At 45.0% G+C, this 14,715-nt stretch carries 15 protein-coding genes; 1 reads left to right on the plus strand and 14 read right to left on the minus strand.

The window, feature by feature from the left end; translation table 11 throughout:
* Window positions 1-88: 88 nt before the first annotated feature.
* Window positions 89-1,294, plus strand: a complete 1,206-nt coding sequence (punC, locus tag AACQ17_RS16130) for a purine nucleoside transporter PunC (RefSeq protein ID WP_026027660.1) — start codon at window positions 89-91, stop codon at window positions 1,292-1,294.
* A gap of 64 nt (window positions 1,295-1,358) precedes the next feature.
* On the opposite strand, the gene glmU is transcribed toward punC, so the two are convergent.
* The 14 genes from glmU to mnmG form a co-directional block, all read right to left on the minus strand.
* Window positions 1,359-2,720, minus strand: coding sequence for a bifunctional UDP-N-acetylglucosamine diphosphorylase/glucosamine-1-phosphate N-acetyltransferase GlmU (gene glmU, locus AACQ17_RS16135; RefSeq protein ID WP_094147385.1), 1,362 nt, complete (start codon window positions 2,718-2,720; stop codon window positions 1,359-1,361).
* A gap of 150 nt (window positions 2,721-2,870) precedes the next feature.
* Complete coding sequence (locus tag AACQ17_RS16140) at window positions 2,871-3,293, minus strand: F0F1 ATP synthase subunit epsilon (RefSeq protein ID WP_013855597.1); 423 nt, start codon at window positions 3,291-3,293, stop codon at window positions 2,871-2,873.
* A gap of 18 nt (window positions 3,294-3,311) precedes the next feature.
* A complete protein-coding gene (atpD, locus tag AACQ17_RS16145; RefSeq protein ID WP_010319968.1) occupies window positions 3,312-4,715 on the minus strand; it encodes a F0F1 ATP synthase subunit beta in 1,404 nt (467 codons plus the stop codon).
* A gap of 34 nt (window positions 4,716-4,749) precedes the next feature.
* Window positions 4,750-5,616, minus strand: a complete 867-nt coding sequence (gene atpG, locus AACQ17_RS16150; protein ID WP_013855594.1) for a F0F1 ATP synthase subunit gamma — start codon at window positions 5,614-5,616, stop codon at window positions 4,750-4,752.
* A gap of 63 nt (window positions 5,617-5,679) precedes the next feature.
* The gene (atpA, locus tag AACQ17_RS16155) at window positions 5,680-7,221 is read right to left on the minus strand and encodes a F0F1 ATP synthase subunit alpha (protein ID WP_026027662.1); all 1,542 of its coding nucleotides are present in this window, start codon (window positions 7,219-7,221) and stop codon (window positions 5,680-5,682) included.
* Between the two features lie 13 nt (window positions 7,222-7,234).
* Window positions 7,235-7,768, minus strand: coding sequence for a F0F1 ATP synthase subunit delta (atpH, locus tag AACQ17_RS16160; protein WP_013855592.1), 534 nt, complete (start codon window positions 7,766-7,768; stop codon window positions 7,235-7,237).
* A gap of 15 nt (window positions 7,769-7,783) precedes the next feature.
* Window positions 7,784-8,254 carry a F0F1 ATP synthase subunit B gene (gene atpF, locus AACQ17_RS16165; protein WP_013855591.1) on the minus strand — a complete coding sequence of 157 codons (471 nt, stop codon included), beginning with the start codon at window positions 8,252-8,254 and terminating at the stop codon, window positions 7,784-7,786.
* 76 nt (window positions 8,255-8,330) lie between these two features.
* Window positions 8,331-8,585, minus strand: a complete 255-nt coding sequence (atpE, locus tag AACQ17_RS16170) for a F0F1 ATP synthase subunit C (RefSeq protein ID WP_002540812.1) — start codon at window positions 8,583-8,585, stop codon at window positions 8,331-8,333.
* Between the two features lie 57 nt (window positions 8,586-8,642).
* Window positions 8,643-9,473, minus strand: a complete 831-nt coding sequence (gene atpB / locus AACQ17_RS16175) for a F0F1 ATP synthase subunit A (RefSeq protein WP_013855589.1) — start codon at window positions 9,471-9,473, stop codon at window positions 8,643-8,645.
* Window positions 9,474-9,481: 8 nt separating this feature from the next.
* Window positions 9,482-9,871 (minus strand): F0F1 ATP synthase subunit I, encoded by a 390-nt coding sequence (locus AACQ17_RS16180; protein ID WP_013855588.1) that lies wholly within the window; start codon window positions 9,869-9,871, stop codon window positions 9,482-9,484.
* A 188-nt stretch (window positions 9,872-10,059) separates the two neighbouring features.
* Window positions 10,060-10,941 carry a ParB/RepB/Spo0J family partition protein gene (locus tag AACQ17_RS16185; protein ID WP_017044113.1) on the minus strand — a complete coding sequence of 294 codons (882 nt, stop codon included), beginning with the start codon at window positions 10,939-10,941 and terminating at the stop codon, window positions 10,060-10,062.
* 24 nt (window positions 10,942-10,965) lie between these two features.
* Window positions 10,966-11,739 (minus strand): ParA family protein, encoded by a 774-nt coding sequence (locus AACQ17_RS16190; protein ID WP_013855586.1) that lies wholly within the window; start codon window positions 11,737-11,739, stop codon window positions 10,966-10,968.
* A 14-nt stretch (window positions 11,740-11,753) separates the two neighbouring features.
* A complete protein-coding gene (gene rsmG, locus AACQ17_RS16195; protein ID WP_010319958.1) occupies window positions 11,754-12,386 on the minus strand; it encodes a 16S rRNA (guanine(527)-N(7))-methyltransferase RsmG in 633 nt (210 codons plus the stop codon).
* Complete coding sequence (gene mnmG / locus AACQ17_RS16200; RefSeq protein WP_017047816.1) at window positions 12,383-14,281, minus strand: tRNA uridine-5-carboxymethylaminomethyl(34) synthesis enzyme MnmG; 1,899 nt, start codon at window positions 14,279-14,281, stop codon at window positions 12,383-12,385. Before mnmG ends, rsmG begins: the two co-directional genes overlap by 4 nt.
* Window positions 14,282-14,715: the final 434 nt, after the last annotated feature.

Consider the following 14,715-nt stretch of genomic DNA (forward strand, 5'->3'; position numbering starts at 1 on the left):
AAAAATAGAATAGATGAGTAGATAAATTAAGGTTGGCATAGATTAATGCTGACCAAATATTGATTAATTTTTTTGAATGGTAATAAAAATGAAAGCATCAAAATTACAGTTGCTGTACTTAGCCGCGCTCTCTATGCTTGGCTTCATTGCCACAGATATGTACCTCCCTGCCTTTAAAGCGATGGAAATGGACTTTGCCACAGGGCCAGAGCAAATAGCCTTGTCTCTCACCGTTTTTCTGGTCGGCATGGCATTAGGTCAACTGGTGTGGGGCTTAGCTTCCGATAAATATGGTCACCGTAACACTTTAGCGGCTGGCCTAGTTCTCTTCACGTTAGCATCATTTGGTTTAGCTTTTAGCGAGCAGGTGTGGCAATTATTAGCGTTGCGCTTTGTGCAAGCTTTAGGGGTGTGTGCTCCCGCAGTGATCTGGCAAGCAATGGTAATTCAACGCTACCCAGCTAAAACAAGCCAGCAAATATTCGCCACCATCATGCCTTTGGTCGCGCTTTCACCCGCGCTTGCACCTCAATTAGGCGTCTTACTGGCCGATAACTTTGGTTGGCACAGTATTTTTGTGACATTGACATTAATGGGCGTTGCGCTTGTAGCCTGTACTTTTGCTCAAAAAAATGAACAATCACAACCCAAACAAACCTCAATTAAGCAAGATATCAAAGCTCTGCTCAGCACTAAAACCTACTTGGGTAATGTGATGATGTTTGCTTGTGCTTCTGCGGCCTTCTTTGCTTACTTGACTGGGATGCCAGAGATTATGGCACGCCTTGGTTATGCCGCTAAAGATATCGGTTTGAGTTTTATTCCTCAAACGATCGCTTTCATGGTTGGTGGCTACTTAGGTAAGGTGGGAGTGAATAAATTTGGTGACGAAAAAGTGCTCAAGCAGTTGATTGGCCTCTTCAGCGTTGCCACTTTATTAGTATTCATTGCATCACAGTGGCAACTGACCTCCATTTGGCCAATTTTGGCACCGTTTTGCTTAATAGCAGTTGCCAACGGAGCGCTTTACCCTATCGTGGTGAACCGCGCACTATCGAGTGCCAAACAAAGCCCAGCCACTGCAGCGGGTTTACAAAATAGCTTACAAATCTGCGTTAGTAGTTTAGCCAGCGCATTGGTCGCAACGTTAGCCAGCCAAGCACAAATGGTGACGGGTATTGCAATTATGATTTGTATGGGTGGGCTATGGATTGGCTATATCGTCTCGAACCGCGAACTTTCTCAGCACTTCACCGCACCAGATAATGCACGCGTAGTCAGCGATGAAGAGTAAGTCTTTTAATAAGAACTGATACAAAAAGCCGCTCATGATGAGCGGCTTTTTAATCGTTTATTTGTTAGCTACGCTTAACCGGACGCTTCCAACCATTGATTTTGCGCTCTTTCGCGCGAGTGATGACTAACTCACCTTCAGCAACGTTACTGCTTAGCGTAGTGCCAGCACCAATCGTTGCACCATTGGCGATCGTTACAGGAGCAATCAACTGGCTGTCTGAACCGACAAACACATCATCACCAATTGTGGTTTTGAATTTATTGACACCATCGTAATTACAAGTGATAACGCCAGCTCCGACATTAACACGCTGGCCAATTTCGGCATCACCAAGATAAGTTAAGTGATTGGCTTTTGAACCTTCACCCAAACGAGTATTTTTTACTTCTACGAAATTACCCACGTGCGCATCATTACGCAGTTCAGCACCAGGACGTAAACGGGTAAAAGGCCCAACGGTACAGTTTTCTGCAACGGTTGCCCCTTCAATGACGCTGTATGGGCGGATCACTGTGTTGTCATCAATTTCGCAATCTTTAAGCACGCAACCCATGCCGATAATTACGTTATCACCCAAAGAGACATTTCCTTCGATGATGACGTTTGCATCAATCTCAACATCCATCCCACACTGTAATTCACCACGCAGATCAAAACGCGTAGGATCGCGTAGCATCACACCTTGTTCTAATAGCTTTTTCGCTTGTGTTGCTTGATAAGCACGCTCTAAACGAGCCAGTTGAGCGCGATCATTTACCCCTTCCACTTCAATAGAGCTGGCAGGATGAACAGCCTCAACTGCGCGGCCTTCATTGTGCGCTGCAGCGATAACATCTGTCAGATAATATTCGCCTTGTGCGTTCTCATTACTTAAGCCTGACAACCAGCGTTTGAGATCGCGCCCCGTTGCCACCATCACGCCCGTATTGACCTCTTTAATTAACTTTTGCTCATCAGTGGCATCTTTTTGTTCAACAATTGCCACCACAGGGCCATGCTTACGCACGATACGGCCATAACCGGTTGGGTTATCCAGTACCACTGTCAGCAAGGCTATTCCATCATTAGGCTGTGCATCTAACAAGCTTTCCACGGTTTCTTCCGAGATCAATGGAACATCACCGTACAACACGAGGATCTTCTCATCGTCTTGGAAATGAGGCGAGGCTTGATCAACGGCATGGCCAGTTCCTAATTGATCCGCTTGCAGCACCCAGTTAACCGACTCTTCGGCAAGCGCTTGCTGCATTTGTTCACCACCATGACCATAAACTAAGTGGATATTTTGGGCACCTAAGCTATTGCACGTATCAATTACGTGTTTCACCATTGGCTTACCCGCCAGTGTGTGCAGCACTTTAGGCATATTAGAATACATTCGAGTACCTTTACCTGCTGCGAGGATCACTGCGCTAAATTTCATTGACAACCTATTGACGTTAAAAAAGTTAAGCCGCATTTTAGCGGTAATTAAAGAGATAGTTAATTTAACTAAATAATTTTCTGTTAAAAAATAAGCAAAAAGGCGACCTATAGGTCGCCTTTTTACATCACGTCTTAATTATAAAACACATTAACGACGTTTTTTGGTCAGCTCGATAACTCGTAACTGAGCCATGGCTTTAGCCAGTTCACTGGCCGCTTGTGCGAAGTTCATATCGCCATGCTGATTTGAAATATTCTCTTCAGCTTTGCGTTTGGCTTCTTCTGCCTTAGCTGCGTCTAGTTCTTCACCACGAATTGCCGTATCAGCCAGTACTGTAGCAGTACCCGGTTGCACTTCGACAATACCACCCGAAACATAAATAATTTCTTCGTGGCCGTGTAGCTTAACGATACGCACCATACCAGGCTTAATAGCGGTCAGCAGCGGTGTGTGACCATGGAAAATTCCCAGTTCACCTTCGCTACCGGTCACCTGAAACGTTTCGACTTGGCCAGAGAAGATTTTCTTCTCTGCACTGACGACGTCTAGGTGAAAGGTTATTGCTGCCATATCGCCTCCTAGTTAGCCTTATAGCTTCTTAGCATTCTCAATCGCATCGTCGATAGTACCGCAGTACATAAACGCTTGCTCTGGAATGTCATCGTATTCACCAGATAGAAGACCTTTGAAGCCACGTAGCGTCTCTTTTAGAGGTACGTAAACACCAGGGTCACCTGTAAATACTTCAGCTACGTGATAAGGCTGAGTTAGAAAACGTTCAATCTTACGTGCACGTGATACAACTTGCTTATCCGATTCAGACAACTCGTCCATACCCAAGATCGCAATGATGTCTTTCAGCTCTTTGTAGCGCTGAAGCGTCTGCTGAACGCCACGAGCGATGTCGTAGTGCTCTTGACCTACGACGAGTGGGTCTAGCTGACGAGACGTTGAATCGAGTGGGTCGATCGCTGGGTATAGGCCCATTGCTGCGATGTTACGGTTAAGTACAACCGTTGCATCCAAGTGCGCGAACGTTGTGGCTGGAGACGGGTCCGTCAAGTCATCTGCTGGTACATATACCGCCTGTACAGACGTGATAGAACCTTGCTTAGTTGACGTAATACGCTCCTGAAGCACACCCATTTCTTCTGCAAGAGTAGGTTGGTAACCTACCGCTGAAGGCATACGACCTAGCAGTGCTGATACTTCCGTACCGGCAAGCGTGTAACGGTAGATGTTATCGATGAACAGAAGTACGTCACGACCTTCGTCACGGAAACGTTCTGCCATTGTCAAACCCGTCAGTGCAACACGTAGACGGTTGCCTGGTGGCTCGTTCATCTGTCCGTAAACCATCGCTACTTTTGATTTTTCAGGCTCTTCGATGTTTACAACACCTGCTTCCTGCATCTCATAGTAGAAATCGTTACCTTCACGAGTACGTTCACCAACACCCGCAAATACTGAAAGACCTGAGTGTTGCAGTGCGATGTTGTTGATAAGCTCCATCATGTTAACGGTCTTACCTACACCTGCACCACCAAATAGACCGATTTTACCACCCTTAGAGAATGGACAAACCAAATCGATTACTTTTACACCGGTTTCAAGAAGAGCAGTTTCGTTTGATTGCTCTTCATAGCTTGGAGCTGGACGGTGGATAGAGTAAAGCTCTTCCGCACCGATTTCACCACGCTCATCAATCGCATCACCAAGCACGTTCATGATACGACCTAAAGTCTTAATACCGACTGGTACTGAAATTGGAGCGCCAGTATTTTCAACTACCAAACCACGACGTAAACCATCAGAGCTACCCATTACGATTGCGCGAATCACGCCACCGCCAAGCTGCTGTTGAACTTCAAGAACGAGACGTTCTTTTGAATCCACAACATTCAGAGCATCGTAAACACTTGGTACTTCGCCCTGTGGGAACTCTACGTCGACTACCGCACCGATGATCTGTACGATCTTACCTGTAGCCATCGTTAATCCTCTAAACTGTTTGTTTTACCTAAGCTTAAACCGCTGCTGCACCAGAAACGATTTCCGATAGTTCTTGTGTAATCGCCGCCTGACGGGCTTTGTTATACACAAGCTGTAAATCATCAATCAAGTTGCTTGCGTTATCGGTAGCTGCTTTCATCGCAATCATTCGAGCAGCTTGCTCACAAGCAAGATTCTCAACCACACCCTGATAAACCTGAGACTCTACATAACGCAGCAATAGTGCATCGAGTAGAGGCTTTGGTTCAGGCTCATAGATGTAGTCCCAAGAATGTTCGCGTTTCATCTCTTCGCTATTCGATCTAGGCAAAGGTAGTAATTGATCGATCGTTGGTTCTTGAACCATAGTATTCACAAATTTGTTGAACACTACGTATAGGCGATCCAACTCACCTGCATCATATTTCTTCAGCATAACACCAACGGAACCGATCAAATCTTCCAAGGTTGGGCTATCGCCCAAACCAGAGACTTGAGCAGCGACTTTAGCGCCACTGTTTCTAAAGAAAGCCGTTGCCTTTGAGCCCACAATTGCCAGCTCAACCTCAGCACCTTTCTCCGACCAATCTTTCATGTCATGTAGAGCTTTTTTGAACAAGTTCACGTTCAAACCACCACACAAACCACGGTCTGTTGAAATAATGATGTAACCAACACGTTTGGCTTCGCGCTCTTCTAGATAAGGATGACGATATTCTAGATTTGCACTCGCCACATGACCGATCACTTTACGCATTGTTTCAGCGTATGGACGAGAAGCTTCCATGCCGTCTTGCGAACGACGCATTTTTGAAGCTGCTACCATTTCCATCGCTTTCGTAATTTTCTGCGTGCTTTTAACACTACCGATTTTATTACGTATCTCTTTTGCGCCGGCCATCGTTTTACTCTCTTTTAAGGTAATCCGTTATTGGTCAGTGGTGACCCTAAGGTCACCCACCAATTACCAGGTCTGGGTTGCCTTGAAATCGTCAACCAGTTTCTTGAACTGAGCTTCGATTTCATCGTTATAAGCACCCGATTTGTCGATATCTTTTACAAGATCAACATATTGACCACGAGCATACGACAGTAGAGCAGATTCAAAATCAGCCAGTTTATTCAACGCAACATCATTTAAATAACCACGCTCTGCCGCAAAGATAACCAACGCTTGGTCAAACACAGACATCGGAGCATATTGTTTCTGCTTCATCAGCTCTGTTACTTTCTGACCATGGTTTAGCTGTCTCTTCGTCGCTTCATCAAGATCTGACGAGAACTGAGCAAATGCAGCAAGTTCGCGGTACTGTGCAAGCGCGGTACGGATACCACCTGACAGTTTCTTGATGATTTTCGTCTGAGCGGCACCACCTACACGAGATACTGAAATACCAGGGTCAACGGCTGGGCGAACACCCGCGTTGAATAGTTCAGTTTGTAGGAAGATCTGACCATCGGTAATCGAGATTACGTTAGTCGGTACGAATGCTGAAACGTCACCCGCTTGTGTTTCAATGATAGGTAGCGCGGTTAAAGAACCGGTTTTACCTTTCACTTCACCCTTAGTGAAACGTTCTACATACTCTTCGCTGACACGAGCAGCACGCTCAAGTAGACGAGAGTGGAGATAGAAAACGTCACCTGGGAATGCTTCACGGCCTGGTGGGCGTTTGAGTAGTAGTGAGATCTGACGGTAAGCAACCGCTTGTTTAGATAAGTCATCATAAACAATCAGTGCATCTTCACCGCGATCGCGGAAGTATTCACCCATTGCACAACCTGCATATGGCGCAAGGTATTGCAATGCCGCGGATTCAGAAGCCGATGCAACAACCACAACTGTGTTTGCAAGCGCGCCGTGCTCTTCTAATTTGCGTACTACGTTAGCGATAGTTGAGGCTTTTTGGCCAATCGCAACATAGATAGAGTAAATACCTGAATCTTTTTGGTTAATAATTGCGTCGATCGCCATTGCTGTTTTACCAGTTTGACGGTCACCGATGATAAGTTCACGTTGGCCACGACCGATTGGGATCATAGAGTCAACTGACTTATAGCCGGTTTGTACTGGTTGATCGACTGATTTACGGTCGATTACACCAGGTGCAATCATTTCAACAGGTGAAGACAATTTCGCTTCGATAGGTCCTTTACCATCGATAGGCTGACCGAGTGTATTCACTACGCGACCTAACAATTCAGGACCAACTGGCACTTCAAGAATACGACCAGAACCTGTTACTTTCATGCCTTCCTTAAGGTCAGCATATGGGCCCATGACAACCGCACCAACCGAGTCACGCTCAAGGTTAAGTGCAAGTGCATAACGGCCACTCGGTAATTCAATCATTTCACCTTGCATCACGTCCGCTAGGCCGTGAATGCGAATGATACCATCGCTTACCGATACGATAGTACCTTCATTGCGAGCTTCACTAACAACGTCGAAAGATTCGATACGTTGTTTAATTAGATCGCTAATTTCCGTGGAATTAAGTTGCATGCTCCAATCCCCATCAAGACTGTAATGCATCGCTCAGGCGGTTTAAACGACCGCGGGCTGAGTTATCGATGACAAGGTCTCCGGCTCGAATTATAACCCCACCAAGTAGGGTCTCATCTATACTGCAATTCAGCTGAACTTTGCGTTCAAGACGCTGCTCAAGTTTGGTGCTGATATTGACAAGCTGTTCATCAGAAAGCTCAGTTGCTGAAATCACTTCAACATCCATCTGCTTCTCATGCTCTTGTTTCAGAGCAAAGAACTGTTCACTAACATCAGGAAGAGCCTTTAATCGGCCATTCTCAGCCATCACCTTTAACAGGTTCTGGCCATAAACATCAAACTGTTCGCCACAAATTGCGATGAAAATTTCCGCTAATTTCTCAGCCGAAACAGAGCCCGTTAGTAGCTCTTTCATTTGCTCGTTCTTTGCGACCTCGGCAGCAAAAGCTAACATCTGACCCCATTGGTCAAGTTGCTTTTTCTCTACCGCAAAATCGAATGCTGCTTTAGCATAGGGGCGTGCAATTGTAGTCAAATCAGACATAAAGCGCCCCCATCCTTAAAGCCTTGCAGTAATGTTGTCGAGAATATCTTTGTGCGCATCTTTATCGATAGAACGCTCAAGGATTTTCTCAGCACCAGCTACAGCCAGAGTTGCAACTTGTTTACGCAGCTCATCGCGGGCACGGTTACGTTCAGATTCAAGTTCAGCTTCCGCTTGAGCAAGGATTTTCTGGCGTTCTGCCTGAGCTTCCTCACGTGCTTCGTCTAAAATTTGAGCTTTACGTTTATTTGCCTGTTCGATGACCTCAGTTGCAGTGCGCTTCGCTTCTTTCATTTGTTCAGAAGCGTTGGCTTGTGCTAGATCCAAGTTTTTAGCAGCGCGCTCAGCGGCTGAAAGACCGTCAGCAATTTTCTTCTGACGCTCTTCGATCGCATTCATGATTGGCGGCCATACATATTTCATGCAGAACCACACAAACAGTGCAAACGCGATTGCTTGACCTAGCAGAGTTGCGTTCATATTCACAACAGCTACCCCTCTATTTGTTCACCAACGAAAAGTATTAATCAACGACAAATCATCAATTTGTGTGATCGGTTGATTAACCTAGTTGACCAACAAATGGGTTCGCGAAAGTGAATAGAAGCGCAATTACGATACCGATCATAGGAACCGCATCAAGTAGACCCGCGATGATAAACATCTTAACTTGTAGCATAGGAGCCATTTCTGGTTGACGAGCAGCACCTTCAAGGAATTTACCGCCTAGAAGTGCGAAACCAATCGCTGTACCAAGAGAAGCAAGACCGACGATAATACCTACGGCGATTGCAGAAAAGCTCAGTAAAGTTTCCATTACTATCTCCAATTTATAGTTGTTGGCTTATGTGCCCAAATAAAAAGCTTTAAAAAATTAATGATCACTATCTTCGTGTGCCATTGATAGATAAACAATAGTCAGCATCATGAACACGAAAGATTGAATCAGAATTACCAGAATATGGAAAATCGCCCACGGTAGTGAACCCATCCATTGTAGCCACCATGGTAGCATCGCTGCGATAAGAATAAATACCACCTCACCTGCGAACATGTTACCGAATAGACGCATACCGAGTGAGAGAGGTTTCGCAAGTAACGATACCACTTCAATAAGTAGGTTAAACGGAATCATGGTCCAGTGATTGAATGGATGTAGAGCTAATTCTTTCGCAAAACCACCTAGGCCTTTCACTTTGATGCTGTAGTAAATCATCAGAGCAAATACGCCTAGAGCCATAGCCATGGTGATATTCACATCAGCTGACGGAACCACTTTTAGATAAGGGATACCAAGCCAATGTTGTGCTGGATACGGTAAGAAATCGATGGGCACTAAGTCCATGATGTTCATTAACAATACCCAACAAAAGATAGTCAGTGCCAGCGGTGCTATAAGTGGATTGCGTCCATGAAAGGTGTCTTTGACGTTTTGATCGACAAATTCTACCAATATTTCAACAAAACACTGCAGCTTACCGGGTACACCCGCTGTTGCTTTCTTTGCTACAGAGCGAAATATCCATAGGAATATTAAGCCAGTAAACAAGGAAAAAAACAGGCTATCGATATGTACGTTCCAGAAACTCGTCTCACTAATTGACAGCCCCAAATCGTAATGCTCAGAAATCTTCGCAAGAGAGAGGTTCGTCAAGTGGTGTTCAATGTATCCGGACGATGTTAGCGCTTCACCTGGCGCAGCCATAACTCATCCTATTTTTTGTTGTTAATGAATAGCACTGGCGCACAGATATTAATACCTAGAGCCAGCAAATAGGTTAGTTTGAGGGGAACGAGTTCCACCTGCATATACATGTAGGCAACACAGAACAGTGCAACTGTGATGAGGATCTTGAGTACTTCGCCAGTGTAGAAAGAGGCCGCGACTTGCTTCGCAGCACGAGCTCCACTAAACATAAAAGCACACAGCGCAAAAACCGCATTGGCAATGACAAAGATGCCACCCCCAATCAGCGCAGAAAAGCCCCATTCAGCATTTACAGCTACCGCCATTCCTGCCGCCACAAAAATAACCGCGCCAGACTGGATCATTAACAATCGCTTAGCAAGCTCTCGTCCTGGTCTAGCCAACGCAGCTACCATGTATTCGTACCTCTAGTAATATCCTCAGCTCATCTACAACATAGGGCTGGGAAATTGGCGAAAATTATACGGTGAGTCGAACTGATTGCAATTGAAAGACAGCAAAAAGTTACAATTTTGTTTACAAACCGACAACTTTCAAATAAAAAAACGTTTTTTGCATAATTGACTTAAATCAATTATCTCATTTAGCTTTCTAGCTTGGCAATTAGTTGCTCTAATTTGTGAGGCTCATCAAGACTAATCGTCATTTTGGCTTTGCCACCTTTTGAACGAATGATCGACACTTTAGCCCCTAACATTTCACTCAATCTTTGTGACATTTGTTGTGCATCTAAGTCTTCCGATGCCGATCCGTCCTCAGAAGGCTGTGTTAGACACTTTTTCACTAATTGCTCAGTTTGTCTCACGGTCAGCTGTTTTGCGGCCACACGTTGTGCAATTTCAATTTGTTGATCGCCTTCGAGCATCAATAATGCTCGTGCATGGCCCATTTCAAGCTGCTTGGTTTCCACTAAACGCTTCACGCCATCCGCCAATTGATTTAAGCGTAATAAGTTACTCACGGTAGTGCGTGATTTACCAATCACATCAGCCACCTGTTGGTGAGTGAGCTTAAATTCGTCTTGCAACCGCTCTAAAGCTTGTGCTTCTTCAATCGCATTCAAATCTTCGCGTTGAATATTTTCTATCAGTGCCATCGCAATCGCAGCGCGATCTTGCACATTTTTTATCAAACAGGGCACTTGCTTTAAACCTGCTTGTTTTGCAGCACGCCAACGGCGTTCACCTGCAATAATTTCATAGCCGCCAAGCTCTAAACGTCTTACCACGATCGGCTGGATAATACCTTGCGATTGGATAGACGCAGATAGCTCTTCCAACGCTTCTGCCGACATATCTTTACGTGGTTGATACATGCCAGGTTTCAAATTTGATACCGCGATATCCATTAATTCGCCATCAGAAGAGAGTGCTTGGCTATGTGAGGCGGCTTGCTCCTTTTCACGAGCAAGAGAACTGGTTGCGAGCAATGCATCCAATCCTTTTCCTAAACCACGTTTAGTCATGTAGACGAATTCCTTTAGTTGAGATTATGCGGGTATTTCTTCTCGACGAAGCATTTCGCCAGCTAAGGCGAGATATGCTTTTGCCCCAGCTGAATACTTGTCGTAGTACATTGCTGGCTTGCCATAACTTGGCGCTTCAGCAAGACGGACATTACGAGGAATAACGGTGCGATAGACTTTGTTTCCAAAGTGCTTTTTCAGTTGATCGGATACTTCATTGGCTAGGCGATTACGCGGATCGTACATCGTTCGAAGTAACCCTTCGATTTTCAGGTTTTCGTTGACTACCGCGGCTAACTTGCTGATGGTATCCATTAACGCCGTTAAACCTTCTAATGCAAAATACTCACATTGCATTGGCACTAACACAGAATCCGCTGCGGCCATGGCGTTGATTGTAAGAAGATTTAAAGAAGGAGGACAATCAATAAAGATGAAATCATAGTTATCACGAACTGGCGCGAGGGCATTTTTCAAACGCACTTCGCGAGCAAATACTTCCATTAATTTGATTTCAGCGGCTGTCACGTCTCCGTTCGCCGCAATCAAATCGTAGTGTCCCGTTGTTTTGCGACATACGACTTCATCAAAAGGAGTGTCTTCGACCAACAATTCGTACGCGGTTGCATCTACTTGATACTTATCAACACCACTGGCCATCGTTGCATTGCCTTGTGGGTCGAGATCGATCACTAAAACTTTACGCTTAGTCGCCGCCATAGAGGCCGCTAAGTTAATGCACGTTGTTGTTTTTCCTACGCCACCTTTCTGGTTGGCGATTGCTACGATTTTGCCCACGGTATGCCTCGCTGTTATCCCTTGCGAGATAAGATTACAAGATGACGGTCACCTTCCAACTCAGGAACTTTCAAAGCTTTGACATCAGTCACAGAACACCACTCAGGTAGTGTGGCTATTTCCTCATCTGGCCGTTGTCCTTTCAGGGCTAAAAATCGGCCCGATGTTTCTTTTGGTAAATGGTGACACCATTCCACCATATCGAGCATTGAAGCAAACGCACGGCTCAGTACGCCATCAAATTTTACTTCCGGCTGAAACTCTTCGACTCGACTTTGAATCGTGGTCACATTTTTAATACCAAGCTCATGCAGAACTTGTTTAATAAAACGAATGCGCTTACCTAAACTATCGAGTAAGTAAAAGGTTTTATCAGGATTCATGATAGCGAGAGGTATTCCAGGTAAACCAGGCCCAGTACCAACGTCGATAAAACGCTCACCCTGTAAGTGAGGACTTACCACTATACTATCTAAAATATGTTTCACCAACATATCCATAGGATCGCGCACTGAGGTGAGATTGTAGGCTTTGTTCCATTTATTCAGCAGTTCCACGTAACCGACTAATTGGCTACGTTGCTGCTCATTGACCTCGAGATCGGTTTGACCAATTAAATCATCGAGACGCGTTCTTAACTCGCTCATGCGGCGTCTTCCCCTTTCTTCAGTACACCTTGCTTTTTCAAATAAACCAATAAGATAGAAATAGCAGCTGGTGTAATACCAGAAATACGAGAGGCAATACCAACTGTTTCAGGCTTGGCATTGTTAAGCTTAAGGATCACTTCGTTGGACAAGCCTTTGACCTGTTTATAGTCAAGATCCAGTGGCAATTTAGTGTGCTCATGGCGCAATGATTTGTCGATCTCATCTTGCTGACGCTGAATATAACCATCGTATTTGATTTGAATTTCAACTTGCTCAGCCGCTTCACTATCGTTCAATGCTGGTGCAAATGACTCAAGAGACGTGAGCTGTTGATAGGTGATTTCAGGTCGACGTAGTAGATCTTCACCACTTGCTTCACGAGACATGGGTGTTTTGAGCAACGCATTCAGTGCATCAACACCAACGGAGTTCGGGTTCATCCACGTTTGTTTCAAACGTTGACGCTCGATTTCCATGTTTTCCATTTTTTGATTAAAACGCGCCCAGCGCACATCATCGACTAAACCTAACTCTCTGGCTTTTTCGGTTAAACGCAAATCGGCGTTATCTTCGCGTAGCAGTAAGCGATATTCAGCGCGAGAGGTAAACATGCGATAAGGTTCTTTGGTACCCATAGTGGAAAGATCATCGATCAACACGCCCATGTAAGCTTGATCACGGCGTGGACTCCAGCCTTCTTTTTCTTGGCTAAATAAGCTTGCATTCAAACCAGCCATTAACCCTTGCGCTGCCGCCTCTTCGTATCCGGTGGTGCCGTTGATTTGACCAGCAAAGAACAAACCACTGATGAATTTGGTTTCATAGGTTTGTTTTAAATCTTGTGGATTGAAAAAATCGTACTCGATGGCGTAACCCGGACGAACAATATGTGCGTTTTCAAACCCTTTCATTGAGCGAACGATCTGCACTTGTACATCAAACGGTAAGCTGGTGGAAATACCGTTAGGGTAGAGTTCTGTCGTGGTCAAACCTTCAGGCTCGATAAAAATTTGATGGCTATTTTTGTCGGCAAAACGCATGACTTTGTCTTCGATCGATGGGCAGTAGCGTGGGCCGATACCTTCGATGACACCTGCGTACATCGGACTACGATCAAGATTGGCACGGATCACATCATGCGTTTTATCGTTGGTATGCGTGATGTAGCATGGTATTTGACGTGGATGCTGTTCACGTTGTCCCATGAAGGAAAAAACAGGCGTTGGGTTATCACCGTGTTGTGTTTCTAACACTGAGAAGTCCACGCTACGGGCATCGATCCTTGGTGGCGTACCCGTTTTTAAACGATCGACTCGAAACGGCAGTTCACGTAAACGTTGCGCTAATGCGATCGATGGAGGATCTCCTGCGCGGCCTCCTGAGAAGTTTTCAAGACCAATGTGGATCTTTCCACCAAGGAAGGTGCCTACCGTCAATACCACCGCTTTGGCGTGGAATTTGAGGCCCATTTGAGTCACAACGCCCATTACACGATCATTTTCAACGATAAGATCATCGACCGCTTGTTGGAACAAAGTTAAGTTTGGCGTATTTTCAAGCACATCACGCACATACGATTTGTAAAGCGCACGATCTGCTTGGGCTCGAGTCGCTCGAACCGCTGGCCCTTTTGAGGCATTGAGTGTTCTAAATTGAATACCTGCATGATCAATCGCTTGTGCCATTAGACCGCCCATGGCATCGACTTCTTTAACCAGATGTCCTTTACCAATTCCGCCGATCGCAGGATTGCACGACATCTGTCCTAGAGTCTCAATGTTATGGGTAAGCAATAGCGTACTTTGACCAGTACGAGCTGCAGCGAGAGCGGCTTCCGTTCCAGCATGGCCACCACCGACCACAATGACGTCAAATTTTTCGTGATAAAGCATGAACCGACCTCAGGTATTCAATGAAGCATGGACTGACAAAAGAGGCGTATTCTACCTGCTTTCCACTGGCTAGAAAATCGCTTTTCTGCTTTTTTAATCTGAGCTTGGTAAGTTAATAATATATAAGATCTATATAGAGATCTTTTATTAGATCTATTATTAGGATCGAGCATATCTGTGGATAACCGATAAATGATCAACAAGATCATGGTTTTTAAGAGGATCACAAGCTGTGATCCTGACATGATCTAATCGTGTATTAGCTGGGATCAAAAAGGCTAGTTATACACAGGGTCTTAAAATGAATAAGTTATTAATTGGATAACTATAGGTTAATAACCGAATAACAGCATAGTTATACACATTAAAATATTTAAAATGGACTTAACTTTTCTATGGCGAGTATTGAGACAGTTATACACAGAGCTTAAGGG

Origin of the sequence: Vibrio sp. V10_P2A27P122 (assembly GCF_963874335.1) — a bacterium.
In the GTDB taxonomy this organism is placed as follows: Bacteria; Pseudomonadota; Gammaproteobacteria; order Enterobacterales; family Vibrionaceae; genus Vibrio; species Vibrio anguillarum.